We start from the raw sequence: 25,660 nt of genomic DNA, 5'->3' as shown, positions 1-25,660 counted from the left end.
TTTCTCAAAGCGTTACGTGGATCAGGTGCGCACGAGCTTTTCGTAGGTTTCTGCGATGTCGCGGGTCAGCGCGCCGACCTCGAAGTTGAACTCGCGGATCTGGCTGACCGGGGTCACCTCGGCGGCGGTTCCGGTGAGCCAGCACTGCTCGAACTCGGCCAGTTCAGTCGGCTCGATCAGGCGCTCGTGCACCTTGATACCCTTCTCTTCCAGCAGCCCGATCACCGTACGCCGCGTGATCCCGTTGAGGAAGACGTCAGCCTTGGGCGTGTGCACCTCGCCGTCCTTCACGAAGAAGATGTTCGCGCCGGTCGCCTCGGCGACGTAGCCACGCCAATCCATGAACAGCGCATCCGAGAAGCCGCGATCTTCGGCGGCGTGTTTCGACATGGTGCAGATCATGTAGAGACCGGCGGCCTTGGCCTCGGCCGGGATCGTGCGCGGGTCGGGGCGACGCCATTTCGCGATGTCGAGCTTGGCGCCCTTCATCTTCGCGTCGCCGTAATAGTTGCCCCATTCCCAGCCGGCGATCGCCAGACGCACGGGGTTCTTGCGCGCCGAGACGCCCATATCCTCGCCCGCGCCACGCCATGCGACCGCGCGCACATAGGCGTCGGTCCAGCCATTGGCCTTCAGCATGTCGTATTTCGCCTTCTCGATCTCTTCGACCGAATAGGGGATTTCCATATCGAGCAGCTGCGCCGACTTCCTCAGGCGGGCGGAATGCTCTTCGCCTTTGAAAATCTTGCCGTTGTAGCAACGTTCGCCTTCAAAGACGGAGGACGCGTAATGCAGCGCGTGGGTCAGGATGTGGACATTGGCGTCGCGCCAATCCACAAGCTGTCCATCCATCCAGATCTTGCCGTCACGATCCTCATACGAGCCCGACATCTTACTCTCCTTGCAGCCACGCCAATTTACGATTATTGCGCAATCTACGTCCGAAGTGGACATTTTCTTGCGCGAAAACTGCTTTGCGGTAACAGTTGAGTCTTGGAAAGTCAACAAGGCTGACATAAAGTCACGCAAAAGAGAGGGACGATATGGCAGATAGCGGCAGCCCCGGGGGCGAGACACTTCTTTTCCTGACGGACGAGCAATTGCGCAAGGGCATCGAAGCGATGTTCTTCGCCTATCGCGCCTTTACCGCCGACCCTGACCGACTGCTCGAAGAATACGGCTACGGACGCGCGCATCACCGCGCGCTGCATTTCATCAACCGCCAGCCGGGGCTGACGGTGACGACGCTGCTCGCAGTTCTGGGCGTAACCAAGCAATCACTCAACCGGGTGCTGCGCACGCTGATCGAGGACGGGCTGGTGGAAAGCCGCGTCGGCACCCGCGACAAGCGCGAGCGGCGATTGCATCTGACGGCCGAGGGCGAGACGCTGGAACGCGCACTGTCCGAGGCGCAGCGGGGGCGAATGCGCTCTGCCTATCGCGCCGCGGGGCCGCAGGCGGTGGCGGGTTTCCGGCAGGTGCTCGAGGCGATGATGGGCCCCGATCTGCACAAGCTCTATCAAATGATGAAAGACGACTGATGCCCTACTCGGCCGAACCTCATCTGCTTATCGTCGACGATGACGAACGCATCCGGACGCTGCTGAAAAGCTTTTTGCAGCGACACGGCTTTCTCGTCACCGCGGCGCGCGACGCGGGCCATGCGCGCTCGTTGCTGGCGGGGCTGGAGTTCAATCTGATCGTGATGGACGTGATGATGCCGGGCGAAGACGGGCTCAGCCTGACCCGTGACCTGCGCGGCAGATCGGTAAGCACGCCGATCCTGCTGCTGACCGCACGGGGCGAGACGCGCGAGCGGATCGAGGGGCTCGAAGCCGGCGCCGACGACTATCTCGCAAAGCCGTTCGAGCCGAAGGAACTGCTGCTGCGGATCAACGCGATCCTGCGCCGGGTTCCGCAGGAAACCGAGAGCGGCCCGAAATACCTCTCGCTGGGGCCGCTGAAATACGATCAGGACCGGGGCGAGCTGTGGGATGGCGACACGCCGGTGAAGCTGACCGCGACAGAGGTGCAGTTGATGCGCATCTTCGCGACTCACGCGGGCGACGTGGTCAGCCGCACGGAATTGATCGAGGAACTGGGCCGCGAGCGGGGCAATGGCGAAGAAGGCGGCGGCGACCGGGCGGTCGACGTGCAGATCACACGCCTGCGCCGCAAGATAGAGCGCGACCCGCGCGAACCCCGCTACCTGCAGACGGTGCGCGGTCTGGGCTACATGCTCGCGCCCGACTGAGCGGAGGCGGACACTACATCTTGATTGCGCCTCGCAGTGGCATGGCAGGCGGCGGTTCTGGTCAGTTCACGCTAAAGCATGTGAAACTTTTCCATGTTCAAAACGCCACGAATCGCTTTTCCTCAATCGGGAGCGGCATTTGTGCATTGAACTTGCCGGGCGGCCCCTTCCCCGGCACGCACGGCCATTGACCCGGGGTGATCTGTTGCAAGAGCGACATTTAACTGCCCCTCAGCACAAATTCAGTTGATTGTGTTCTGGACTGACAAATTCGTGATTGGTATGAGAGCGGCCATGTTTGGCGGCACCGCGCGACGTGCCCCGGCACGTCACTATCGGCCCCCTCGCGGGCCCGGGAAGGAGAGACAACGTGTCCCACGCAGATAATAACGCAGGCACCCGGAGGGATTTCCTCTACTACGCCACCGCCGGCACCGGCGCGGTGGTGACCGGCGCGGCCGTCTGGCCGCTGGTGAACCAGATGAATGCATCGGCCGACGTCAAGGCGCTCTCGTCGATCTTCGTCGACGTTTCCGGCGTCGAGCTCGGCACGCAGCTCACGGTGAAATGGCGCGGCAAGCCGGTCTTCATCCGCCGCCGCACCGAAGAGGAAATTCAATACGCCCGTGAGGTTCCGCTGTCCGAACTGGTCGACACCTCGGCCGAGAACGCGAACAAGCCGGGCGCCGAGGCGACCGACCAGAACCGCACCCTCGACGAGGCAGGCGAATGGCTGGTGATGATCGGCGTGTGCACCCACCTGGGCTGCGTGCCGATCGGCAACGAGTCGGGCGATTACCACGGCTGGTTCTGCCCCTGCCACGGGTCGCATTACGACTCCGCCGGCCGGATCCGCAAAGGTCCTGCCCCGCGCAACCTGAACATCCCGGTGGCCCAGTTCACCGATGACACCACGATCAAACTGGGCTGAGGAGGCAGTTAGATGTCGGGCATTCCCCACGACCATTACGAGCCCAAGACGGGCTTCGAAAAGTGGACGCACAAGCGTCTTCCCATCATCGGGCTGATCTACGACACGATCATGATCCCCACCCCCAAGAACCTGAACTGGTGGTGGATCTGGGGCATCGTGCTGGCGTTCTGCCTCGTGCTGCAGATCGTCACCGGCATCGTTCTGGTGATGCATTACACCCCGCATGTCGACCTGGCCTTCGCCTCGGTCGAGCACATCATGCGCGACGTGAATGGCGGCTACATGCTGCGCTACATCCACGCGAACGGCGCCTCGCTGTTCTTCCTCGCCGTCTATATCCACATTTTCCGCGGCCTTTATTACGGCTCCTACAAGGCGCCCCGCGAGATCACCTGGATCATCGGCATGATCATCTATCTGTGCATGATGGGCACGGCGTTCATGGGTTACGTTCTGCCCTGGGGCCAGATGTCCTTCTGGGGCGCGACGGTGATCACCGGCCTGTTCGGCGCGATCCCGGGCATCGGCGAGTCGATCCAGGCCTGGCTGCTCGGCGGCCCGGCGGTGGACAACGCGACGCTGAACCGCTTCTTCTCGCTGCACTACCTGCTGCCCTTCGTGATCGCAGCCCTGGTGATCGTGCATATCTGGGCCTTCCACACCACGGGCAACAACAACCCGACGGGCGTTCCGGTCCGCACCGGCTCGAAAGCGGAAGCGGAGAAGGACACCCTGCCCTTCTGGCCCTATTTCGTGATCAAGGACCTGTTCGCGCTCGCCGTGATCCTGCTGGTCTTCTCGGCTGTCGTGGGCTTCATGCCGAACTACCTCGGCCACCCCGACAACTACATCGAGGCGAACCCGCTGGCGACGCCCGCACACATCGTGCCCGAATGGTACTTCCTGCCGTTCTACGCGATCCTGCGCGCCTTCACCTCGGACGTCTGGGCCGTGATGTTCGTCAACTGGATCACCTTCGGTATCGTCGACGCCAAGTTCTTCGGCGTGCTCGCGATGTTCGGCGCGATCCTCGTGATGGCGCTGGCCCCGTGGCTCGACACCTCGAAGGTGCGTTCGGGCTCGTACCGCCCGATGTTCAAATGGTGGTTCTGGCTTCTGGCGATCGACTTCATGGTGCTGATGTGGGTGGGCGCGATGCCGACCGACGGGATTTATCCCTACATCTCGCTGATCGGCGCGACCTACTGGTTCGTCTATTTCCTCGTGATCCTGCCGCTCCTGGGCCTGATCGAGAAGCCGCAAGCGATGCCGGCGACGATCGAGGAAGACTTCAACCACCACTACAATATCAAACCGGCTGAATGAGTAAGGAAGAGGGACACAAAATGAAACATCTTCTGATCTCTGCCCTCTCGGCGCTGGTGATCGGGGCGAGCACCCTGGTGAACCCGGCGGTGGCGGCCGAAGGCGGCCACATCGAGGATATCAGCTTCTCCTTCGAGGGCCCCTTCGGGACCTTCGACCAGCAGCAGCTGCGTCGCGGCTTCCAGGTCTACCGGGAGGTCTGCTCGGCCTGCCACGGGCTGCGCTACGTCGCGTTCCGCACGCTTGCGGATCAGGGCGGCCCGATGATGGACCCGGCTTGGGTGCGTGCCTACGCGGCCGAGTTCACCGTGATGGACAAGGAAACCGGCGAAGAGCGCCCCGGCAAGGAGACGGACCACTTCCCGTTCATCTCCGGCATGGGCATGGGTCCGGACCTGTCGCTGATGGCGAAAGCGCGCGCGGGCTTCCACGGCCCCTACGGCCTCGGCATCAACCAGTTCTTCCGCGGCATCGGTGGCCCCGAATACATCCACGCGGTGCTCACCGGCTTCACCGGCGAGGAAAAGGAAGAAGCGGGCTCGATCTTCTACGAGAACCACGCCTTCCCGGGTGGCTGGATCGCGATGCCCCCTCCGCTCTCGGAAGACCTCATCGAGTATGAGGACGGCACGCCCGCAACCGTCGACCAGATGGCCCGGGACGTCTCCGCATTCCTGATGTGGACGGCCGAACCGAAGCTGGAATCGCGCAAGCGCTGGGGCTTCGTGGCGGTGATGATGCTGATCGTGCTGAGCACGCTGCTCTACCTGACCAACAAGAAGCTCTGGGCGCCCCACAAGGGTAAGCAGTTCGATCTGTAAGCCTGGGTCCGACCTGCTAGACTGATGAACGCCCCCTCGCCCGCGAGGGGGCGTTTTCCATTTCCCGGAGTTGCCCGATGTCTATCCCGCCGCCAGGCTTTGCGCCGCTGCCCGACCCGCCCTATTACGCGGTGATCTTCGCCTCTCTCCGCAGTGCACCCGACTACGGATATGGCGCGATGGCCGCGGAGATGGCCGCGCTTGCCGCCCAGCAGCCCGGCTATCTCGGGGTCGAGAGCGCACGCGACGGGACAGGCTTCGGCCTCACCGTCAGCTACTGGGCCGACGAGACCGCTCTGATTGCGTGGAAGGCGGTGGCGAAGCACCAGCTCGCCCAACGCCTCGGCAAGGATCGCTGGTATCTCCACTACGCACTGCGCGTCGCCAAGGTCGAACGCCAGTATGAAGGTCCGGAGGGGCGCTGAACCGCGCCTGCCGCTGACGCCGCGCAATGCGGTTGCGCTCTTGGATGTCGGGGGCAAGCGGGCTATCTGGAAGGGGACACGAGGAGTAACAATGCCCGACATTTCCGACCTGCCGCATATCAGCCCCGCCTCCCGCGCCCCGCGTCTGTGCGTGCTGATCGACGCCGATAACGTGCCCGCCGGATATGCCGAAGCGATCTTCGAAGAGATCGCCTCGCTCGGCGAAGCCTCGGTGCGCCGGATCTACGGCGACTGGTCGGCGCAGCGCCTCGCGGGCTGGGCCAAGCGCGTCGCCGAACTCGGCCTCGTCGCGGATCAGCAATTTGCCAATACCAAGGGGAAGAACGCCTCCGATATCGGCCTCGTCATCGCGGCGATGGATTTCCTGCATTCCGACCTGTTCGATGGTTTCGTGCTGGTCTCCTCGGACAGCGACTTCACCCGCCTCGCCGCTCGCATCCGCGAACAGGGGCTCGATGTCTACGGCATCGGCGAGCAGAAGACCCCCGAAGCCTTCCGCAAGGCCTGTAAACGCTTCATCTATGTCGAGAACCTCGGCAATGGCGAGAGCACCGCGGAGACCGCGACTAAGCCCGCCTCGGACAAGACCAGCGCCGCCGCCCCGAAATCCTCGAGTGGCAAGCAGGAGCCGAAGGCCGCGATCCCGATCATCGTCAACGCGATGAAGGCGATCGGTCTGGAAGAGGAATGGTATTCGCTGGGCCAGCTCGGTCAGTTCATCACGCAGGCAAACCCGGATTTCGACACCCGCACCTATGGCAGCGCGAAACTTTCCGATCTGCTGATCAAGACCGGCCGCTTCCAGCTGCAGCGCGGCGAAGGCAATCAGTGGATGGTGCGCGATCTGGCCTGATCGGGCCAGATCGGTCCGCGCTCAGGTGGGGACGCCGTAGCGCGCAAGGAACATCGCGACCGCGCCGCGGATCACGCGCTCTTTCTCTTCACGGCTGAAGCTGTCGCAAATCCCGAACAGCAGCTTCGGATGCAGTTCCGACTTGCACAGCTCGATGAACAGATAAGCGGCGAGGTCGATATCGTCGATCACCAGCTCGCCCCGCTCCACCGCGCAGCGCAGGTAATCCATCAGCAATTCGTGCACCAGCGCCGGCCCCGCCGCGTAGAAGGCGCGGCCAAGCTCGGGGAACCGCTCGGATTCGGAAACGCAGAGCCGATAGAGCCCTTCGTTCATCTTGCAGCTCATCGACTCGACGATCTGGGACGCGGCAAGCGAAAGCACCACTTCGGGGGCTGCGCCGAAATCGATCGTGGCGACGGCGCTGTCCGTCTGCTCTTTCAGTTGCGAGCGCACGACCTCGACGAACATCAGCCGTTTGTCCGGGAAATAGCTGTAGAGCGTGGCTTTCGACACACCCGCTTCCTTGGCGATATCGTCGACCGAGGCCCCATCGAACCCGTCGCGCAGAAAGATCGTGCGCGCGCCTTCGAGCACCTGGTCGAATTTGCGTCCGCGATTGATCTGATCTGCCTGCGACATCTGTCCTCCGGTTCCGGGAAACGACCCCCCGGGGTCCGCAGAATAAACCGCGCGGTTTATATCCCGCAAGGTCGCACAACGTCACGTCATGGCGGCACGCGCGCGGCAATCCGCTAAAGCATCCGCACTGCTTCGGCTTGGCACCAAATATCCCGGGGGGCTCCGCAGGAGCGGGGGCAGAGCCCCCTCTTTCCTCGGTCATCTCGCCTTCCATCGACGGGGGCGGCGCCGCTCAGCCGATCGTGCCGCGAATACCGCCGGTCTGCGCCCGGTCCATCAGGAAATGGTCAAGGATCACGCAAGCCATCATCGCCTCGGCCACCGGCACCGCGCGGATGCCGACGCAGGGATCGTGGCGGCCCTTGGTGATCACCTCCACCTCTTCGCCCGCGACATTGACCGAGCGACGCGGCGTCAGGATCGACGAGGTCGGCTTGACCGCGAAGCGCACCGTGATCGGCTGGCCGGTGGTGATCCCGCCCAAGATACCGCCCGCGCGGTTCGAAAGATATTCGACACCATCGGCGCCCATTACCATCTCGTCGGCATTCTCCACGCCGGTCAGCGCCGCCGCGGCCATGCCCTCCCCGATCTCGACGCCCTTGACCGCGTTGATCGACATCATCGCGGCGGCCAGCTCGGTATCCATCTTGGCGTAGATCGGCGCGCCCAGACCTGCCGGGCAGCCCTCGGCCACCACCTCGATCGCAGCGCCCACCGAATTCTGGCCCTTGCGGATCGCCGCGAGGTAATCGGCCCATTCGTCCACTGCTTCGGCGTCTGGCAGGAAGAACGGGTTCTGCAGGATCGCGTTGCGGTCGAACTTCGCGCGATCGAGATGTTTCGCGCCCATCTGCACCATGTAGCCGTAGATCTGCAGATCGGGGACCAACTGGCGAAGCGCGGCCTGCGCCACACCGCCAGCCGCCACCCGCGCCGCCGTCTCGCGCGCGCTCGAGCGCCCGCCGCCGCGATAGTCGCGGATACCGTATTTCTGGTGATAGGTGATATCGGCATGGCCGGGGCGGAACTGCCGCGCGATCTCGCCGTAATCCTTCGAGCGCTGATCGGTATTCTCGATCATCAGCTGGATCGTCGTGCCGGTCGTCTTGCCCTCGAACACGCCCGAGAGGATACGCACCGCGTCAGGCTCCTTGCGCTGGGTCGTCTCCTTCGACTGGCCCGGACGGCGACGGTCGAGGAATTGCTGGATGAACGCCTCGTCGATCTCGATGCCGGGCGGGCAGCCATCCACCGTCGCGCCAAGCGCAGGCCCGTGGCTTTCGCCCCAGGTGGTGACGCGGAACTGATGACCGAAAGTGTTGAACGACATGGGACGCGCGCCTCGCAGGTTTCCTTCGGCGCTGGCTTAGCAAGTCGGGGGCTGCGAGGCAACGTGCATGGCAGCGGGGCGACACTCTCTCAAAGCGCGTAGCGCCCCTACTCCACCGCGCGGATCAGCTTGCGCTCGAGCACGCGCAGCACCTGGCGCAGATCATGGCCGCGCCGCAGCACCTGCCCCTGCTGACCGATCACCGCATATTGCCCCTGTTTCGCACGCAGCGCGGGCCGCTTCTCGATCCGGTAGATCGGCACTTCGGCGGCGCGGCGAAAGATCGAGAACACCGCGACATCGCGCAAGAAGCTCATCCCGTAATCGCGCCACTCCCCGGCCGCGACCGCGCGCCCGTAAAGCGACAGGATCACGCCAAGCTCGGAGCGGTCGAAAGCGATCTGCTCCGGTGCGCCGGAAGGGTTCGGATAGGGGGAAGGCGTTTGAACCGTCATTTACAAAGGGTACATCGCGCGCGGCGCAAATCAAGCCCACCCGCGCTAAGGTTGAACGCGCCTTCGCCGCGCCGGATTATGACCTAGAAAAAGCCTGATTTCCTGCGCCTTCCTGCCGGGTTTCATCGACATCCTGTAGTCAGCGGAAAACGCTAAAGCCCGACGGTGCGGTTAACAGCCCCCACCCAGTACGTATCGTCGGGCGCTTTTCCCTCATGCAGAAAAAGCCCCGCGTCCTGGTCAGACACGGGGCTCTTTCATGTGAAGAGCATCAGCGGCCCCCTGCCTAGTAGCAGCGCACCGCCTCGATCGTGCCGTTCTCGTCGATCTCGAAATTCACCCGGCCGGGGGCGTAATCCATCGTCACCGCGTCGCCCGGATGAATGATGCGATGCGGCCGCGCGATATCGAGCGCCGCCAGCACGGTTTCAGGCCGCCCTTGGAGCGCCGCGAGCCCGGGCGGCGGACAGGTTCCCGCGCCGGGCGGCCCCGACCGAGGCGGCGAAACGCGGGGTTGGCAGGCCGCCAACCCGAACGCTGCGACCCCTAACGTGACAATGAGCCCGATCCGCGCCCTGCCGCGCTCCATCAGGCTCACCCGCAATCGATGTTGTAGACGTTCCCGCGCGAGTCGAGACGAAACACGACGCGCTGCGGGTTGTAGACTTGATCCTCGACGCCGCGCCATTCGACGATGCGATAGGGTTTGGTAATCCCGAGCGTCCGGATCTGCGCCGCCGGCTGACCCAGAACCGAGGTATATTTCACCGCCCCGCAAGTGTCGGGCTCACGCTCCTGCAAACCGCCCTTCGTGACGCTCACCGGGGGGGTGACATAGGGAGCGGGCGCATAGGGCTGGGGCGCGGGGTATGCCCCATCGGTGGGTGTCTCGCTCATCGGACCGGCGGGGTCGCAGGCCGCAAGCGCCAGCATCGACCCCATGACGAAAAATCGTTTCAACATGTCGCACCCTTCATTGCATTGGCCGCGCCGATAACGCAGGCTCTCTCCGAATTTATACAAGGAGTATGCGCTTATGAGAACCCGTGCCGCAGTCGCGCTCGAAGCGGGAAAACCGCTCGAAATCATGGAAGTGGAACTGGACGGCCCGAAAGCGGGCGAAGTGCTCGTCGAAATCAAGGCAACCGGTATCTGCCACACGGACGAATTCACCCGCTCTGGCGCCGATCCCGAAGGCATCTTCCCGACCATCCTCGGCCATGAGGGCGCGGGCGTCGTGCTCGAAGTCGGCGAAGGTGTCACCACGCTGAAGCCGGGCGACCACGTGATCCCGCTCTACACGCCGGAATGTCGCGAATGCCCGTCCTGCCTGTCGGGCAAGACGAACCTCTGCACCGCGATCCGCAACACGCAAGGTCAGGGCCTGATGCCGGACGGCACGACGCGCTTCAAGATGCTCGATGGCACGCCGATCTATCACTACATGGGCTGCTCGACCTTCGCGAACCACACCGTGATGCCCGAGATCGCGCTCGCCAAGGTCCGCGACGACGCGCCGTTCGACAAGATTTGCTATATCGGCTGCGGCGTCACCACCGGCATCGGCGCGGTAATCAACACTGCAGGCGTCGAGATCGGCTCGACCGCCGCCGTCTTCGGCCTCGGCGGGATCGGTCTGAACGTGATCCAGGGCCTGCGCATGGCGGGCGCCGATATGATCATCGGCGTCGATCTGAACGACGCGAAAGAGGACATGGCGCGCAAATTCGGCATGACCCATTTCGTGAATCCCTCCAAGCTCGACCACTCGGTCACGCAGGAAATCATCAACCTGACCAAGACCGAGCGCGACCAGATCGGCGGCGTGGATTACTCCTTCGACGCAACCGGCAACGTGAACGTCATGCGCGACGCGCTCGAGTGCTCGCATCGCGGCTGGGGCGTTTCGGTCATCATCGGCGTCGCACCCGCGGGCGCGGAAATCTCCACCCGCCCGTTCCAGCTCGTCACGGGCCGGACATGGAAAGGCACCGCTTTCGGCGGCGCCAAGGGCCGCACCGATGTGCCGAAATTCGTCGAATGGTACATGAACGACAAGATCGAGATCGACTCGATGATCACCCATACGATGCCGCTCGAAGACATCAACAAGGCCTTCGATCTGATGCATGCGGGCGAGTCGATCCGCTCGGTCGTGATCTACTGACCCCAAGGCCGGGGGCGTTGCCCCCGGCCCCCCGGGATATTTGAACAAGCCCGAAGCGCAGACCGTTTCGGGCTTGTTCAAATATCCCCGGGTGAATTCGCGCCAGCGAAGAGGGGCAGAGCCCCTACTCTCCTAGATAGTCCCGTAGCGCGGGCGGCGGATCGTCGAGAAGCGGCCCGGTCGCTTGCGGCGCATGGGCGCGGCCCTCGGCCACCAGAACCGTCTGCGGGCAAAGCGCACGCGCATCCTCGGGATCGTGGCTGACCATCAGCACCGTCGTGCCCTGTTCGCGGGCGATCTCGGCCACCAGCGCCAGCATCTCGGATTTCAGCGCGGGCCCCAGCGCCGCAAAGGGCTCGTCGAGCAGCAGGATCGGGCGGCCACGGAGCAACGTCCGCGCCAGGCCTGCGCGGCTTTGCTGCCCGCCCGACAGTGCGCCGGGTTTGCGCCTCTCCATCCCCTCAAGGCCCACACGCGCCAGCGCGGTCTCGATCCGGGCGCGGTCGGTTGCGTCGATCTTGCCTTTCGGGTTCAGGCCAAGCGCGAGGTTGGTCTCCAGCCGCAGATGCGGGAAGAGGTTCTGATCCTGAAACAGGATCGAGAGCGGACGCTCGCCGGGCGGCGCCTCGGTGATGTCCTCGCCGCACCAGAGCACCCGCCCCCGGGTCGGCCCAAGAAACCCCGCAAGTACCGAGAGCAGCGTCGACTTGCCCGCCCCCGAGGGGCCAATCAGCGCGACCCGCGCGCCGGCCGGGATTGTGAAATCGGCTTCGAGGCGGAAATCGCCCTGTTCGATCAGAAGCTTATCGAGGGTCAGCATAATGCCCCGCGCGGTCGAGCGCCCAGAAGAGCGCGAAAGTGAGGATCAGCAGCAGGCTCGCAGCGCCCGCCGCCTGATCCATGCGATAAGAGCCCATGAGCTGGAAAAGCGCCAGCGGAAGGGTGCGGGTCTGGCCATCCGAGAACAGCGTGATGACGCCCAGATCGCCCATCGAGAAGGCCGCGGCCAGCCCCGCCGAGAACCCCAGCGGCCGGGCAAGGCGCGGAACCGTCAGCAGACGAAGCCGGGCAATGCCGCGCAGCCCGAGCGAGGCGGCGAGCCGGTCGTAATCGGCCTGCAGCGTGCGGATCTCGGGCATCAGGATGCGGGTCGCGAAAGGCACCGAAAGCGCGGCGTTGGTGAGCAGCACCATTGGCAGCGCGAGGCTCGTCGGGTTCACGAAGGGCCGCGCGATCAGGAAGGCGCCGGTGCCCATCACGAGGCTCGACGCTGTCATCGGCAGCATCGCCGCGATCTCCGCCCAGCGCTGCCGGGTCGCCACCAGTGCGAGCGGCAGGGCGATGGCGAGCGTCACAACCGTGGAGAGCAGCGCGATCACCAAAGAGGTCAGCGTCGCGGGCCAGACCATCTCGGGCAGGTTGGCCACCGCCGGAATGCCCCGGGCGAAAACGGTGCCGATGGGAAGCAGAAGGAAGGCGCTTGCGAGCCCGATCGCGAGCGCGTCGAAGAGCGCACGCCCCATCCCGCCGGACAGCTGCGGGATCGGCGCGGCGCGGCGATCATGCCCCGCGCCGAAACTCGACGGCAGGGTGGCGCGCGCCGCGATCAGCAGCGCCGCGACCGAGATCGCGACCTGCACCAGCGCAAGGCTCGCCGCGCGGCCCATGTCGAAATCGAAGCGGAAGGCCTGATAGATCGCCAGCTCCACCGTGGTCGCGCGCGGCCCGCCGCCAAGGGTCAGGGCCACCGCGAAGGACGTCAGGCAGACGAGGAAGATCGCAAGGAACGCCCCGGGCAGCACGCTGCGCAGCATCGGACGTTCGAGGTGACGCGTGACCTCCGCAGGGCCGAAGCCGAGGGTCGCGGCAAGGCGAAACCGCTCGGCCGGGATCGCCTCCCAGCCGTGCAGGATCATCCGGGTCGCAAGCGGCAGGTTGAAGAAAACATGGGCCACGATGACGCCCTCCGCGCCGTAGATCGAAATCGGATCGATGCCGAGCGGGGCGAGGGCCGCATTGACCAGCCCGCGCCGCCCGAAGACCGCGATCAGCCCGAAGACCGCGACGATCACCGGCAGGATGAAGGGAGCCCCCAGGAGCGAAATCAGCAGTCCGCGCCCGGCGAAGCGGCGGCTATGCAGCGCACGGGCGACCGGCAACGCCAGCGCGCAGGAGATCAGCGCCGAGGCCGCCGCCTGCCAGAGCGTGAAGCGGATCGCGGCGAGATCGGTTTCGCGCAAGCCGGTCAGCCCGCCTGCCCGGAGCGCCACTGCCGCCAAAGTGCCAAGGACAAGCGCGGCCAAAGCCGCACCCGCCAGCACCGCCCAGATGGGCGTGCCTCTTATCTGGAGAAGGCGCGTTGCCATTCGTCCAGCGCCGGACCGCGCAGTTTCTCGGCCTCGGCCTCACCCAGATAGAGCGTCTTGTCGGGCATCGGGAGTTTCTGGAACACTTCCGGCAGCTGATCGTGGGGCAGTTTCGCCGGGAAGGACCAGTTCGCCGTCGCGATCATGCCTTGGAAATCGGGGCTGAGCACGTAATCCATGAATTTCTGCGCCAGTTCGGGATGTTTCGAGGTCTTGAGCTGCGCGACCAGTTCGGGGGTGAAGTAATGCCCCTCGGGGAAGATCGCGGCGGCCTTGGAGTCGTCGTCCTCGGCCATGATGTGATAGGCGGGCGAGGTGACATAGCTCAGTACCATATCCGCCTCGCCATCGGTGAACATGCCGTAGGCTTCCGACCAGCCCGGGGTCACGGTCAGTACCTTGGGCGCGATCTTCGTCCACGCCTCTTCGGCCTTGTCGCCATAGATGTCCTTCACCCAGAGCAGCAACGACAGACCCGCGACCGAACTGCGCGGATCCTCGATGACGATCTTGTAGGCGTCGTCGGGCGCATCCAGCAGGTCCTGGAAGCTCGTGGGCGGGTTCTTCAGCTTGGTCTTGTCATAGACGAAGGCCAGTTCAGACCAGTCGAAGGGCAGAAAGATCGGATCGTTCCACTTGACCGGCATGGTCAGGTCGGAGGTGTCTTCGTTATGCGGGGCGAACAGGCCGGTGGCGCGCGCCTTCGCGGTCACGTCGGTGTTCAGACCGATCGCGACATCGGCGGAGGTCTTGTCGCCTTCGAGCAGGATGCGCGGCAGCACATCGCCCGACACGAATTTCAGATCGCAATCGCAGGTCGCCTCGAACCCCTTCTCGATCGCGGGGCCGGGGCCCCATTCGCTCGTGAAATAATCAGGCGCATAGACGGTGAGCACGGGCTTGTCCTCGGCCGCCGCCATCGTGGCGATCAGGCTCAGGGCTCCCGCAAGCATCAGGTGGGTTTTCATGCCTCACTCCTTGGGCTTGCCGGGCGGAGTGGGGCCGGACTATCCGGCTACCTTCCCTCCGCCGGTCTTAACCGGTTCAGGTTCAACGGGTTCGCGCGGATCGCATCTCAGCCAGCCTTGCGCTGGCACCCCGAGGTAGGGCGCAACCTAAGCGCGCGGGGCTTCGGACGCAAGGGCAAGTAGGCACCGCGCCCCTGATCCGCGCCCGGACGCTCTGGCGAGTTCCCGCCAGTGACGACCCGCGCCGGATTTCAATGGCTTGCAACTGCGCGCGGGGCGACGCAGGCTCGATCCGGAACGGATTTGGGAGGAACCGATGCGCATTACCCTCACGGCGGCCCTTATGACCGCGACCGCCCTGCCCGCCTTGGCCGACACGATCGAGGTGCCGGGCAAGATCACGGCCGTGACGCTCTTTCCGCAGGGCGCGCAGGTGGTGCGGCAGGTGGAGGTGAAGGCGCCCGAGGGCAGCCATGACCTGCTGGTTCCGGGGTTTCCCGAAGGCACCGACATCTCGACGCTGCGGGTGTCGGGTGACGGTGTGCAGATCGGCGCGGTGAGCCTGATCTCAGGGCGCGCGCCGGCGACCAGCGGAACCGAAAGCGCGGCGGTGAAGGCTGCGCGTGACCGGCTGGCCTCTGCAAAGGAAGCCCTTGCGGAAAAGGAAGACGCGGTGGCCGTGATCCGCGCCAAGGCGCAGGCCGCGCGCGACCAGATCACATATCTCAAGAACACCGACTCGCAGGTCACCGCGCCCGAACAGCTGCGCGCGCTGGCGCAGATGGTGGAGGATCAGATTCTCTCGGCCACCGAACGCGCAATCGCCGCCGAAGCGGAAGCGCGCCGCGCGGAAGCCGCGCTCGACCCCGCGAAAGAGGCGGTGAAGCAGGCGCGAGCGGCGCTCGATGCGCTGCTGAACCCGGCGAAAGATCGAGAGATGCTCAGCGCGAAGGTGCAGGGCTCGGGCAGGCTGACGATCACCTCTTACGTTAACAATGCCGGGTGGGAGCCCTCCTATGATCTGCGGCTCGACCGAGACAAGGGCGCGGTGGATATGGAGCGCTTCGTCTCGGTCCATCAGGCCACCGGCGAGGACTGGCGTAACGTCGACCTGACGCTCTCGACCGCTCGCCCCGGCGGGCGCGCAGAGCCGGGCGAAGTCTATCCGCGCCTCGCGCACATCGGCGACCCGGATGCGCCGCCCGCACCGGTGCCGATGAAGCGCTCCCTCGCGGCATCGGATGGCGCCGCCGCGCCGATGGCGGAAGCAGCGATCAGCGACCGCGCCGATCTTCAGATGCAGGGCGAAACGGTGACCTACCATTACCCGAGCGCGGTCGATCTGCGCGACGGGGTCGACGATCTCCGCCTGAGCCTCGATTCCAAGACCCTCCCGATGGAGGTCTTCGCCGAAGCCGCCCCGCTGACCGATCCGCAGGCCTATCGCGTGGCCGAGGGCAAGAACGAGACCGGCGAGATCCTGTTGCCCGGCCCCGCGAACCTCTATGCCGATGGCGCGCTGGTCGGCCAGTCGCATCTGCCGATGGTGGCGGCAGGGGATGACCTGACGCTGGGCTTCGGGCCGATCGAGGGCATTCGCGTGGACCGCCGCATGCCCGACACGATGGAGGGCGATAGCGGCTTCATTTCCAAGTCGAACGAGCGCCGCGAAGTCGTCGAGATCGAGGTGAAGAACCTGACGGACAAAGGCTGGCCGATGCGGGTGATCGACCGGGTACCCTATTCCGAACAGGAAGACCTGAAAATCACTACCAAGGCGACCCCGCCCGCGAGCGAGACCGATTACGACCATCGCCGCGGCGTGCTCGCATGGCGCTTCGATCTGGGCGCGGACGAGACCAAGACGATCCGCACCGAGACCACGCTGAGTTGGCCCACCGACAAGGTGCTGCGCTAGGTCAGCGTAACGCAAAGGCCTCCGCGCGCGATCAGGCTGCGTTTCGCGGGTTCGCCGCAGCCCGCAGTTTCGCGAGCAACGCTGGCGACAGGCGCAGGAACCCGCGCGCGGGCGGTTCGGCCTTCGCCGCCTCTGGGGGCTGTGTCTCTGCACCGCCGGTCTTTTCGGTCGCCTTGGCCGCCTTCTCCTCCGGCACGGCTTGCGCCCCCGCCGCCTGCGCCGCGGCATACTCGGCGGCGGCAGCCTGTGCCGTCATCGTTTCCGCCGCGCCCTGCCCAGACCTCGCGCCGACGATCTTGGTGCGGCCGCCATCGTCCCCCGGAAACGGCGCGGCGAAGCGCAGCACCAACTCCGTCAGGCTCGGCCCGATCTCGTCGAGCAGCAACAGGAAGCGGTTCGTCGGCCAGGCATGCAGACCCAGCGCGCCCCCGCCCGCAAGCCGCAGCACGAAGCCCGCATCCCGCAGCCGATGTTGCAGATCGAACCAATCGCGCGCCTGATCCAGCGCCGCTTGCACCGCCGCCATTTCCGGCAGCGGCTCTTTCGTGGTGGGGAGGGCGGAGGTTGGCTCCTCCGCCAGCCCCTCCTGCAGGACGCGCCGGATCAGCTCTGCCGGAGGCAGGCCGAACGCGCGCGCCTCCGCCGCAATGCGATCGATCATATCGAGCGGCAGCCGCAGGGAGACGAGACGATGCTGGGAATGCGGTCGGGATGCAGGTGACATGTCGGGTCAAAGCTCGTTGGCGTGGGCGGGGTACCCGCAGCCTCGCGCATCAAGCTTAACAGCCCGTGAATGGCAATTGGTTTTCTCCAAGGCGGAGCAATCGACCTCGCGAAGGGGGTCAACGAATTTGCAAAGCCTCAGAGCTTCTCGAACCGATCCGAGCCGGAGACGTATTGCTCGAGCGTACCCTCGCCGATGTCGTGGCGCAGCCCGTGCAGCGTCATCCGATCGGCGTCGAGCGCTTCGCGCACGAAGGGGAAAGTCATCAGGTTCTCGAGGCTGACTTTCACGGCCTCACGCTCGAGCGCCAGCACCTGCTGATCCTCGGGCAGGTCGGTGACGCGCTCGTAGCCCGGACGCAGAAGGTTCAGCCAGGTGCCGACGAAAGAGCTTTTCTCCTCCAGTTCCGGCGCATGCCCCGAACACATCGCGTGGCAGCCCGCGATGCCGCCGCAATTGCTGTGGCCCAACACGATCAGATGCGCGACCTTCAGGCTGGTCACGGCATATTCGACCGCCGCCGACGTGCCATGGTGATCACCATCGGGCGTGAATTCCGGCACGAGGTTCGCGATATTGCGGTGGATGAAGAACTCACCCTGATCGGCACCGAACATCGAGGTGACATGCACGCGACTGTCGCAGCAGGCGATGATCATCGAGCGCGGACGCTGCCCTTCGGAGGCGAGACGGCGATACCAGGCGCGGTTCTCGTCATACGCAGTCGCGTGCCATCCCTGATAACGGTTCACAAGGTAGCTCGGCAGCGGCTTCACATGCTCTCTCATCGGTCCCCCGGTGTTTTTGGGTCTGGTGTCTCGCGTCTTATCGCAGCGTCAAATACCGCGATGCAGGCCGGGTTACGAGAGGTTTCTCCGCGTCGCTCAATGAAATCTTGAGACCTGTCGGCCATATTGCCGCCCGGGTGATGGCGAAATCAAAGGGGGGTGTCGTGGTGACACAGGTGTCTCGTTTGCGTTGCAAGGAACGGATGTCGCTGGATATGACGCGGCTATCGGTGCTCTACGTGGAGCTGGGACAGGTCGATGCGGAGCGGGTCATCTGCGCCACGGTCGAGGATCTCGCCGTGCAACTCGCCGCCTTGGAAGAAGCCGCGAAATGGCGCCAACGCGCCAAGATGCGGTGCGCAATCGTCAAGGTGATCGACCTCTCGAAACATGTGGGTCTGGTGTCGATGGTGCGCACCGCGCGCGACCTGTCCGAGTGTATCGCGACCGGCGATGCGGTGGCGCAGGCGGCGGTAATGGCGCGGCTGAGCCGGATCGCGGAACGATCTCTTACCGAGGTCTGGGACATCGGCGACCTGTCCTCCTGAAGTGCGCGCAATCGGGCCTTGCGGGCAGGCGCCGCGGCGCTAGGCTCTGGGGCGAAGAAACCACCAGAGCCAAGGAGCCGCCCCCATGAGCGCAGACGCACCCGCAGATTTTTCCTTTCTCGCCCCGCGCCCGGCAATGCGCTTCGCCGAAGCCGACGCGCCTGCCCGCGCCCTGATCGCCGTCGCGCCCGAGGATATGGAGCAGGCTCTGGCCGATCTGCCGCCCGCGCAGCGCGCCTTCGTCGAGGCAACGGGGTTCAAGGCGAAGGCCGGCCAGGTCGCACTTCTGCCGGGGGCGGACGGCGCGGAGGCGGCGCTGCTGGGCCTCGGGACCGCGGCGGCACGGGCAAGAGAGCGGTTCTCGCTGGCGCGCGCGGCGTCGACCCTTCCCGAAGGCGCGTGGCGGATCGAGGGCGATTTGCCGGAATCTTTGAGGGCAGAGACGGCGCTCGGCTGGCTGCTCGCAGGTTATCGGTTCGACCGCTACGCCGAAGCCGCAGCGCCGAAAGCGCGGCTAGTTTGCCCGGACGGGATGGATGCTGCGCAGATCGAGGCCGTCGCCGAGGGCGAGGCTTTTACTCGTGACCTGATCAACACCCCCGCCTCCGACATGGGACCGGAGGAACTGGAGGGCGCGGCGCGCCTGCTGGCCGACCGCCACGGCGCTGAGGTCAAGGTCGTGAAGGGCGACGACCTTCTGACGCAGAACTTCCCTATGATCCACGCCGTCGGCCGCGCCTCGCCGCGCACGCCGCGGCTGATCGAGTTGAGTTGGGGCAGCGAAGGGCCTGCGTTGACGCTGGTCGGCAAAGGCGTCTGTTTCGACACCGGGGGGCTGAACCTGAAGCCCGGCGCCTCGATGGGGCTGATGAAGAAGGATATGGGCGGCTCGGCCACCGTACTGGGGCTCGCGCATATGATCATGGCGACCGGCGCGAAGATGCGCCTGCGGGTGCTGGTCCCGGCGGTCGAGAACTCGGTCGGCGGCGACAGTTTCCGCCCCGGCGACATCCTGACCAGCCGCAAGGGGCTGACCGTCGAGATCAACAATACCGATGCCGAGGGACGGCTGGTGCTGGCCGATGCGCTGGCCTATGCCGATGAAACCCCACCCGACCTGATGCTCTGCATGGCAACGTTGACGGGGGCTGCGCGGGTCGCACTTGGGCCGGACATTCACCCGTTCTACACCGATGACGAGGGCGTCGCGCAGGCTTTGGCGAAGGCCTCGGGGGCGGTGGCCGATCCGCTCTGGCGGATGCCGTTCTGGGCGCCCTACGAGGCGAAGATCGAACCCGGCATCGCCGATCTGGATAACGCGCCCTCGGGCGGCATGGCGGGCTCGATCACCGCGGCACTCTTCCTGCGCCGCTTCGTGACCGAGACCAAGCGCTTCGCCCATTTCGACATCTACGGCTGGCAGCCCGCGGCCGCCCCCGCCCGGCCGAAAGGCGGCGTCGGTCAGGGCGCGCGGGCGATCTTCGCGGCTCTGCCCGAGGTGCTGAAATGACCGACCGTCGCTGCCTGCCCTTTTCGGGTGCTTTCGCGCTGGAGGCGCTGCGAGGACAGGTCGAGGCCGAGGGTTTCACCCACGGGATGCCCGCGCGGATCATCGTACCCGTGACCGATCTCTGCCCCGAGCCCGGCAGCCTGCGCGACCGACAGCTTCTTTTCGGAGCCGAGGTGACGGTGATCGATCAGCGCGACGGCTTCGCCTTCGTGCAGGCGGCATGGGACGGCTATTGCGGTTGGATCGCCTCTGACGCCTTCGCCACGCCCGAGCCCGCCACGCATGTCGTCACCGCGCCCGCCACGCATGTCGTCACCGCGCCCGCCACGCATGTCTATCGCGAGGCGGCGATCAAGCGCGGCGAAGTGATGCAGCTCTCGATGGGCGCGCGGCTGTCCGTGACGGGGGAAACCGGCATGTTCGCGGTGACCGCCGAGGGCTTCGTTCCGCGGCAGCATCTGCGCGCGCTCGATCAGCCCGGGGACAATCCGGTCGCAGTGGCCGAGCGACTGCTGGGCACGCCCTATCTCTGGGGCGGCAACAGCCGTGCGGGGATCGACTGTTCGGGGCTGGTGCAGATCGGCTTCGCGCTGTGCGGGCAATCCGTGCCGGGCGACAGCGATCTTCAATGGGCGGAGATGGGCGAGACCGTGCCCGAAGGTGCGCCCCTGCGACGTGGTGACCTGCTGTTCTGGAAAGGCCATGTCGCGCTCGCCTGCGATGGCGAGACGATGATCCATGCCAACGGCAAAACGATGAGCGTGGCCTATGAGAGCATCGAGGCCGCCAAAGCACGTATCGCGGCAGCGGGCGAAGGGCCGTATCTCGGGGTTAAGCGGCTCGCGCGGTAAGGCTTTGTAGCGCGGGGCGACCAGCCCCGGGCCGCGCCGCCCCTCCCCCCGGGAGGGCGCATTGGCGATGGCCTCGCGGGCACAAGCGACATTCGGGCTTGCGAGATAAAGCGCCCAGCCACAGACGGAGCAAAGCGCCCGCCCGAGGCTCGGGCGCGTCCCTCATCGCTTTGCCCGAAAAGAAAAACGCCCGATCTTCCGACCGGGCGTTTCCCAATTCAAATAAGGCCGAACGCTCAGCCCTTCTTGAGCACGCGCTTGCCCAGCGTCTCGGCGATCTGCACCGCGTTAAGCGCCGCGCCCTTGCGCAGGTTGTCCGACACGCACCAGATGTTCAGGCCGTTCTCGATGGTCGAGTCCTGACGGATGCGCGAGATGAAGGTGGCGAAATCGCCGACGCATTCGACGGGGGTGATGTAGCCGCCATCTTCGCGCTTGTCGACGACCATGATGCCGGGCGCCTCACGCAGGATGTCACGCGCTTCGTCCTCGTCGAGGAACTCTTCGAACTCGATGTTGATCGCCTCCGAGTGGCCCACGAAGACCGGCACGCGCACGCAGGTCGCGGTCAGCTTGATCGCAGGATCGACGATCTTCTTCGTCTCGGCGACCATCTTCCACTCTTCCTTGGTGGACCCGTCATCGAGGAACACGTCGATATGCGGGATCACGTTGAACGCGATCTGCTTGGGGTAGACCTTCGGCTCCACTTCCTGCCCCGGCACATACATGCCTTTGGTCTGGTCCCAAAGCTCGTCGATCGCCTCTTTGCCCGAGCCCGACACCGACTGGTAGGTCGAGACCACGACGCGCTTGATCTTGGCGCGGTCATGCAGCGGCTTGAGCGCCACGACCATCTGCGCGGTCGAGCAGTTCGGGTTCGCGATGATGTTCTTCTTCGCGTAACCGTCCACGGCTTCCGGGTTCACCTCCGGCACGACCAGCGGCACGTCCGGGTCGTAGCGGTAGAGCGACGAGTTATCGATCACGATACAGCCCTGCTTGGCGGCGATCGGCGCGTATTTCTTCGTGGCGTCCGAGCCGATCGCGAAGAGCGCGATGTCATAGCCGGTGAAGTCGAACCCTTCGATGTCTTTGGTCTTCAGGGTCTGATCGCCAAAGCTGACCTCTGTGCCGAGGCTCCGGCGCGACGCGAGCGGCACCAGTTCATCGACCGGGAACTGACGCTCGGCCAGGATGTTCAGCATTTCGCGGCCCACGTTTCCCGTGGCGCCCGCAACGACGACTTTATAGCCCATGAGGACCTCCTTGCTCCAATAGAACGCGGCTTACTACCGCTTTACGTCAGGAAATGAAAGGGGCTCGACGCGCAGTCAGTTCCGAATGATGCGCGGATCGGAGGCAAGAAGCCCGCCGACCATCTCCGCTTCCGCGACGAAATCATGGGGCACCTTGTCGGCCGAGCGCCGCCCCGACAGAGATAGCGAGGCGAAGAAATCGAACCCGTATAGATCGAGCCGCGCCAGATCAGAGCGCGCGAGCATGTCGATCAGCATCGCTCCGGTCGTGGGCTGCGCGCCAAGCTTGGCCTTCAGCCCCTCGTAATCGTTGAGCGGATGCAGGTAGAAACCGGGGCCGGTCGCCGTTTTCCAGTCCAGCCGCTTGCGCTTGTGGCTCATCCAAAGGATGCGTGACGGCGCGATGCGGGCGCGCTCGGCTTCGGGCAGCGAGGTCGCGAGCGCCAGCCAGTCGGTGCGCTTGCCGTGGCTCGTGGCCGAGGGCATCGGGGCGCGGTTGATCCGGATCACCACGTCATGCGCGTCGATCTCCGCCCCCGCCTGTCCCTCGGCCAGCGCGCGGGCATTGCCGACAAGCGCGACGGTTTTGCCGGCAAGGTCGTCCAGCAACGCCTTTTGCGAGACGGAGAGCGCGGCAAGCGGGGCCTCGCGCCGCAACGTTCGACTAATCAGAAATCCGAGCCGGGTCATGCGATGGGTTTAGCTCAAGCCATCGCCGCTGTCGCGGGCGAAAACGTAGAACGCCAGCCCGATCACCAGCGGTGCAAGGAAGAACGCGAACAGCAGCCCATAGGCCACGGCGGGCGTGTGCCCCACCGATACCGCATCGAAAACGGGCCGCGAGGCGAATTGCATCCCAGCCACGCCCATGATCGAGAACATGTTGTGCAGCGTCACCCCCCGCCCCGTCAGATGCGGCGGATAGAAGGTGCGGCCATGCGCCATGATCACCGGGAAGGACGCGCCGAAGAAGCCGATCGCGGCCAGTAGAACCGTCGCCAGCCACAGCGACTGTCCCGGCAACACGAAGAGCATCGCCAAGGCCACGGCCAGCACCGCATTGCCGTAAAGCGCGACGCGCTTGTGGCTGCCGAAAATCTTGTCCGCCGGCCCGTAGGCGAAGTTACCCGCGATCATCGCGAGGCCCATCACCAGCGTCACCCGGCCGATCAGATTCGCATCCGCGCCGAAGACATCGGCCAAATAGGAGCCCGCCCAGACGCCACGAATCCCGGCAGCGGCGGTGTAATTCGCGACCGTCAGCGGCAGCAGAACCCAGAAGCCCGGCAGACGCAGCACATCGAGCGCGGTACCCCGGCGGCCTGCAGGCTGCTCCACCCGCTCGGGATCGCGCGCGAGCCACAGGATCAGCGCCGCCACCAGCAGCGTCAGCGCCGAGAGCGCCCAAAGCGTCGGACGCCAGCCGAAAGCCTCGATGGAGGCTGCAAGCGGGGCCGCGCCCGCGAGATTGCCAAGGCTCCCCGCCCCGATCATCGAGGCCGCGAGCGTGCCGAACAGCGCCGGCTTGAAACTGCGTGCGAAGATGAAATAGCTGCCCACCAGCACAGGCGCGCAGCCCGCCCCGATCAGGATCATCGCGAGGTGAATGCCCATCGGCCCCTGCGCCATCGCGAAGACGGCGGCGCCCCCGCCCCCGCCAAGCGCCATCAGCACGCCGACGGTGCGGCGCGGCCCGATCCGGTCCAGCGCCTCGCCGATGGGGATCTGGATCAGCGCGAAGGCCCCGTACCAAAGCCCCAGCGACACGGCGAGATCGCCCGGCGTCACGCCGATCTCCTTGCCCAGAACGGGCGTCAGAACGGCCAAGCAGGTGCGGTAGAACTGGCTTAGAAGATAGGCGCCCACAAGCGAGGCGATCGAGATATACATGCGGGGGCTCCTTCGCGCGCACGCTCGCCCAAGGCGCGGGCAATGGCAAGAGCACATGCCCCTGTGCATTCGCGCCTCCGCCCCTTGTCTTGGCCCGGGCACAGGCTCAGGATAAACGCCGCACGACGTGACGAGCCCGAGAGATGCCAGAATGGAACTGACCCGCTTGATGATGCGCCTCTATTTCGACAAGGCGATGCTGGGCCCCGGCAAGGTCCGGCTGCTCGAAGAGATCGCCGAACACGGCTCGATCTCGGCGGCGGGCCGCGCGATGAAGATGAGCTACAAACGCGCTTGGTCGCTCGTAGAAGAGATGAACGCCGGATTCAAGGAACCGCTGGTGGATCGCTCGCGCGGCGGCGCGAAGGGGGGTGGCGCCTCGCTCACCCCCGAGGGCGAAGCGGTCCTCGCAGCCTACCGCCGGTTGGAACAGAAAGCCCGCGACGCTGGCGCCGAGGAGATCGCGCTGATCGGCGCAATGGTCGCTGATTGAGGCCGCGGCGGGCCTTGCGCCGGATCAATGCGGATGGGTCCTCAGTCCGCGCATCCTGCTGAGAGCTGCCGGAAACGGCCCAGTCACGGACCAGAACCATGAGCGATTTTTCGACGAAGACCGCCGCGCGCGTTACCGCCCTTGGTCTCGCAGCCGCGCTCGCGGCCTGTATGCCGGGCGGTGTCTCGGACGCCCAGACGCTTGCCGCCAATGTGGAGACCCGGCGCGCCTATGACCTCGCGACGGTGGACGGCAAGGCACCCACCCGCGCGATCCGCTTCTATATCGGGGAGAATTCGCGCTTCGCCGTCTGCGGTCATTGTCTTTGCGTGACCGGAGTGATGTTCGCCCCCTACCCCGCATTGGGCATCCGACCGACCTCGGCCTCGCCCACGTTCGCCTGCGAGCAGGAGACGCCGGAGTTCAAGGCCGATGCGGGCCTCGCGCAGCTGTTCTTCGACATGAAGCAGGCGCAGGTTGATGGTTCGGCCGTTACTTTCACCGGCAGCGGCGACCATGTGATGGTGTTCAGGCGCGGTGGCGAGGACCTCACTCCACCCTGACGATCCCAGACAGCAAAAAGCGCGGGAGTTTCCCCCCGCGCCCGTCATTTTTCAACGATGGCAGATGCCTCAGGCGTCGACCGTCTCGACCTGCTTGGCCTCGGACTTAGTCGGGCCCGCAATCTCGATCCGGCGCGGTTTCAGCGCCTCGGGCACTTCACGGACGAGATCGAGGTGGAGCATCCCATCCTCATGGGTGGCTCCGGTGACCTTGACATGATCGGCCAGCGCGAAGCGGCGCTCAAAGGCACGGGTCGCGATGCCACGATGCAGATAGGTGCGACCGGAATCGTCCTCGGCCTTGCGACCGGTCACGATCAGCGCGCCCTCTCTGAGTTCGACACTCAGCTCATCCGAACCGAAGCCCGCGACGGCGATCGAGATGCGATAGGCATTCTCGTCGGTCTTCTCGATATTGTAGGGCGGATAGGTCGGCTGCGCGAGATCGCTGGTCAGCGCACGGTCCATCAGATCAGCCACGCGGTCGAAGCCCACGGTGGCGCGGTAAAGGGGCGAAAGATCAAAGCTTCGCATATCATCATCCTCTCTTG

The 25,660-nt window shown here is 65.3% G+C and carries 29 protein-coding genes and 1 riboswitch; of the genes, 14 read left to right on the top strand and 15 right to left on the bottom strand.

Annotated features, from left to right (window positions below; translation table 11 throughout):
• Positions 1–21: 21 nt before the first annotated feature.
• The gene (locus B6V75_RS14390; protein WP_075775696.1) at positions 22–891 is read right to left on the bottom strand and encodes a branched-chain amino acid aminotransferase; all 870 of its coding nucleotides are present in this window, start codon (positions 889–891) and stop codon (positions 22–24) included.
• Between the two features lie 152 nt (positions 892–1,043).
• On the opposite strand from B6V75_RS14390, the gene B6V75_RS14385 reads away from it, so the two are divergent.
• The 7 genes from B6V75_RS14385 (at position 1,044) to B6V75_RS14355 (ending at position 6,634) form a co-directional block, all read left to right on the top strand.
• Positions 1,044–1,541: a MarR family transcriptional regulator gene (locus tag B6V75_RS14385; RefSeq protein ID WP_075775697.1), complete on the top strand. Its 498-nt coding sequence runs from the start codon at positions 1,044–1,046 to the stop codon at positions 1,539–1,541.
• A complete protein-coding gene (locus B6V75_RS14380) occupies positions 1,541–2,254 on the top strand; it encodes a response regulator transcription factor (RefSeq protein ID WP_088720151.1) in 714 nt (237 codons plus the stop codon). The genes B6V75_RS14385 and B6V75_RS14380 overlap by 1 nt, the downstream gene beginning before the upstream one ends.
• A gap of 370 nt (positions 2,255–2,624) precedes the next feature.
• Positions 2,625–3,185, top strand: a complete 561-nt coding sequence (gene petA, locus B6V75_RS14375; protein WP_075775699.1) for a ubiquinol-cytochrome c reductase iron-sulfur subunit — start codon at positions 2,625–2,627, stop codon at positions 3,183–3,185.
• A gap of 12 nt (positions 3,186–3,197) precedes the next feature.
• Entirely contained in the window at positions 3,198–4,514 is a 1,317-nt protein-coding gene (petB, locus tag B6V75_RS14370; RefSeq protein ID WP_075775700.1) for a cytochrome b, read from the top strand.
• A 20-nt stretch (positions 4,515–4,534) separates the two neighbouring features.
• Positions 4,535–5,335: a cytochrome c1 gene (locus tag B6V75_RS14365; RefSeq protein WP_075775701.1), complete on the top strand. Its 801-nt coding sequence runs from the start codon at positions 4,535–4,537 to the stop codon at positions 5,333–5,335.
• Between the two features lie 77 nt (positions 5,336–5,412).
• Positions 5,413–5,760: an antibiotic biosynthesis monooxygenase gene (locus B6V75_RS14360; protein WP_088720150.1), complete on the top strand. Its 348-nt coding sequence runs from the start codon at positions 5,413–5,415 to the stop codon at positions 5,758–5,760.
• Between the two features lie 91 nt (positions 5,761–5,851).
• Positions 5,852–6,634 (top strand): NYN domain-containing protein, encoded by a 783-nt coding sequence (locus tag B6V75_RS14355; protein ID WP_075775703.1) that lies wholly within the window; start codon positions 5,852–5,854, stop codon positions 6,632–6,634.
• A gap of 21 nt (positions 6,635–6,655) precedes the next feature.
• On the opposite strand, the gene B6V75_RS14350 is transcribed toward B6V75_RS14355, so the two are convergent.
• From B6V75_RS14350 to B6V75_RS14330, 5 genes are all read right to left on the bottom strand, one after another.
• Positions 6,656–7,276, bottom strand: a complete 621-nt coding sequence (locus tag B6V75_RS14350; protein WP_075775704.1) for a TetR/AcrR family transcriptional regulator — start codon at positions 7,274–7,276, stop codon at positions 6,656–6,658.
• Positions 7,277–7,508: 232 nt separating this feature from the next.
• Positions 7,509–8,609, bottom strand: coding sequence for a chorismate synthase (gene aroC, locus B6V75_RS14345; RefSeq protein ID WP_088720149.1), 1,101 nt, complete (start codon positions 8,607–8,609; stop codon positions 7,509–7,511).
• Between the two features lie 107 nt (positions 8,610–8,716).
• On the bottom strand, positions 8,717–9,064 hold the full coding sequence (locus tag B6V75_RS14340) for a DUF2794 domain-containing protein (protein WP_075775706.1): 348 nt from the start codon (positions 9,062–9,064) through the stop codon (positions 8,717–8,719).
• Positions 9,065–9,350: 286 nt separating this feature from the next.
• On the bottom strand, positions 9,351–9,653 hold the full coding sequence (locus B6V75_RS18920) for an I78 family peptidase inhibitor (protein WP_075775707.1): 303 nt from the start codon (positions 9,651–9,653) through the stop codon (positions 9,351–9,353).
• Between the two features lie 5 nt (positions 9,654–9,658).
• On the bottom strand, positions 9,659–10,027 hold the full coding sequence (locus tag B6V75_RS14330) for an I78 family peptidase inhibitor (protein WP_088720148.1): 369 nt from the start codon (positions 10,025–10,027) through the stop codon (positions 9,659–9,661).
• 73 nt (positions 10,028–10,100) lie between these two features.
• Between B6V75_RS14330 and B6V75_RS14325 the strand changes: the two genes are divergently transcribed.
• Positions 10,101–11,231 carry an S-(hydroxymethyl)glutathione dehydrogenase/class III alcohol dehydrogenase gene (locus B6V75_RS14325; RefSeq protein WP_088720147.1) on the top strand — a complete coding sequence of 377 codons (1,131 nt, stop codon included), beginning with the start codon at positions 10,101–10,103 and terminating at the stop codon, positions 11,229–11,231.
• 124 nt (positions 11,232–11,355) lie between these two features.
• Here the strand turns inward: B6V75_RS14325 and B6V75_RS14320 are convergent, their stop codons facing one another.
• From B6V75_RS14320 to thiB, 3 genes are read right to left on the bottom strand one after another with little or no spacing between them, the layout of a single operon-like run.
• Positions 11,356–12,051, bottom strand: coding sequence for an ATP-binding cassette domain-containing protein (locus B6V75_RS14320; protein WP_088720146.1), 696 nt, complete (start codon positions 12,049–12,051; stop codon positions 11,356–11,358).
• Positions 12,035–13,597, bottom strand: a complete 1,563-nt coding sequence (locus B6V75_RS14315; RefSeq protein WP_088720145.1) for a thiamine/thiamine pyrophosphate ABC transporter permease ThiP — start codon at positions 13,595–13,597, stop codon at positions 12,035–12,037. The genes B6V75_RS14320 and B6V75_RS14315 overlap by 17 nt, the downstream gene beginning before the upstream one ends.
• Positions 13,573–14,565 (bottom strand): thiamine ABC transporter substrate binding subunit, encoded by a 993-nt coding sequence (thiB, locus tag B6V75_RS14310; RefSeq protein ID WP_088720144.1) that lies wholly within the window; start codon positions 14,563–14,565, stop codon positions 13,573–13,575. Before thiB ends, B6V75_RS14315 begins: the two co-directional genes overlap by 25 nt.
• A gap of 36 nt (positions 14,566–14,601) precedes the next feature.
• Positions 14,602–14,708: riboswitch (TPP riboswitch) on the bottom strand.
• Between the two features lie 173 nt (positions 14,709–14,881).
• Here thiB and B6V75_RS14305 point away from each other — a divergent pair.
• Complete coding sequence (locus B6V75_RS14305) at positions 14,882–16,483, top strand: DUF4139 domain-containing protein (RefSeq protein ID WP_088720143.1); 1,602 nt, start codon at positions 14,882–14,884, stop codon at positions 16,481–16,483.
• 31 nt (positions 16,484–16,514) lie between these two features.
• On the opposite strand, the gene B6V75_RS14300 is transcribed toward B6V75_RS14305, so the two are convergent.
• Together B6V75_RS14300 and B6V75_RS14295 are read right to left on the bottom strand one after the other, a co-directional pair.
• Positions 16,515–17,144, bottom strand: coding sequence for a hypothetical protein (locus B6V75_RS14300; RefSeq protein ID WP_168174485.1), 630 nt, complete (start codon positions 17,142–17,144; stop codon positions 16,515–16,517).
• A 200-nt stretch (positions 17,145–17,344) separates the two neighbouring features.
• A complete protein-coding gene (locus B6V75_RS14295) occupies positions 17,345–17,995 on the bottom strand; it encodes a carbonic anhydrase (RefSeq protein WP_075775714.1) in 651 nt (216 codons plus the stop codon).
• Positions 17,996–18,198: 203 nt separating this feature from the next.
• Here B6V75_RS14295 and B6V75_RS14290 point away from each other — a divergent pair, with 203 nt between their 5' ends.
• The 3 genes from B6V75_RS14290 (at position 18,199) to B6V75_RS14280 (ending at position 20,904) form a co-directional block, all read left to right on the top strand.
• Positions 18,199–18,543 carry a hypothetical protein gene (locus B6V75_RS14290; protein WP_088720141.1) on the top strand — a complete coding sequence of 115 codons (345 nt, stop codon included), beginning with the start codon at positions 18,199–18,201 and terminating at the stop codon, positions 18,541–18,543.
• 85 nt (positions 18,544–18,628) lie between these two features.
• Positions 18,629–20,053, top strand: coding sequence for a leucyl aminopeptidase family protein (locus tag B6V75_RS14285; protein WP_240496973.1), 1,425 nt, complete (start codon positions 18,629–18,631; stop codon positions 20,051–20,053).
• Positions 20,050–20,904: an NlpC/P60 family protein gene (locus tag B6V75_RS14280; RefSeq protein ID WP_088720140.1), complete on the top strand. Its 855-nt coding sequence runs from the start codon at positions 20,050–20,052 to the stop codon at positions 20,902–20,904. The genes B6V75_RS14285 and B6V75_RS14280 overlap by 4 nt, the downstream gene beginning before the upstream one ends.
• 236 nt (positions 20,905–21,140) lie before the next feature.
• On the opposite strand, the gene B6V75_RS14275 is transcribed toward B6V75_RS14280, so the two are convergent.
• The 3 genes from B6V75_RS14275 to B6V75_RS14265 form a co-directional block, all read right to left on the bottom strand.
• Positions 21,141–22,163, bottom strand: coding sequence for an aspartate-semialdehyde dehydrogenase (locus B6V75_RS14275; RefSeq protein WP_075775716.1), 1,023 nt, complete (start codon positions 22,161–22,163; stop codon positions 21,141–21,143).
• 75 nt (positions 22,164–22,238) lie between these two features.
• Positions 22,239–22,853 carry a glycosyltransferase family 29 protein gene (locus tag B6V75_RS14270; RefSeq protein WP_088720139.1) on the bottom strand — a complete coding sequence of 205 codons (615 nt, stop codon included), beginning with the start codon at positions 22,851–22,853 and terminating at the stop codon, positions 22,239–22,241.
• A gap of 9 nt (positions 22,854–22,862) precedes the next feature.
• Positions 22,863–24,053: an MFS transporter gene (locus B6V75_RS14265; protein WP_088720138.1), complete on the bottom strand. Its 1,191-nt coding sequence runs from the start codon at positions 24,051–24,053 to the stop codon at positions 22,863–22,865.
• 151 nt (positions 24,054–24,204) lie between these two features.
• Between B6V75_RS14265 and B6V75_RS14260 the strand changes: the two genes are divergently transcribed.
• Positions 24,205–24,546 (top strand): LysR family transcriptional regulator, encoded by a 342-nt coding sequence (locus B6V75_RS14260; protein ID WP_233243161.1) that lies wholly within the window; start codon positions 24,205–24,207, stop codon positions 24,544–24,546.
• A 98-nt stretch (positions 24,547–24,644) separates the two neighbouring features.
• Positions 24,645–25,109: a hypothetical protein gene (locus tag B6V75_RS14255; protein WP_088720137.1), complete on the top strand. Its 465-nt coding sequence runs from the start codon at positions 24,645–24,647 to the stop codon at positions 25,107–25,109.
• A 69-nt stretch (positions 25,110–25,178) separates the two neighbouring features.
• Here B6V75_RS14255 and B6V75_RS14250 read toward each other — a convergent pair whose 3' ends face one another.
• A complete protein-coding gene (locus tag B6V75_RS14250) occupies positions 25,179–25,643 on the bottom strand; it encodes an Hsp20 family protein (RefSeq protein ID WP_075775721.1) in 465 nt (154 codons plus the stop codon).
• Positions 25,644–25,660: the final 17 nt, after the last annotated feature.

The sequence above is a fragment of the Thioclava sp. F1Mire-8 genome (genome assembly GCF_002213165.1).
In the GTDB taxonomy this organism is placed as follows: domain Bacteria; phylum Pseudomonadota; class Alphaproteobacteria; order Rhodobacterales; family Rhodobacteraceae; genus Thioclava; species Thioclava nitratireducens.
This window is presented reverse-complemented; position numbering and strand designations above follow the sequence as displayed.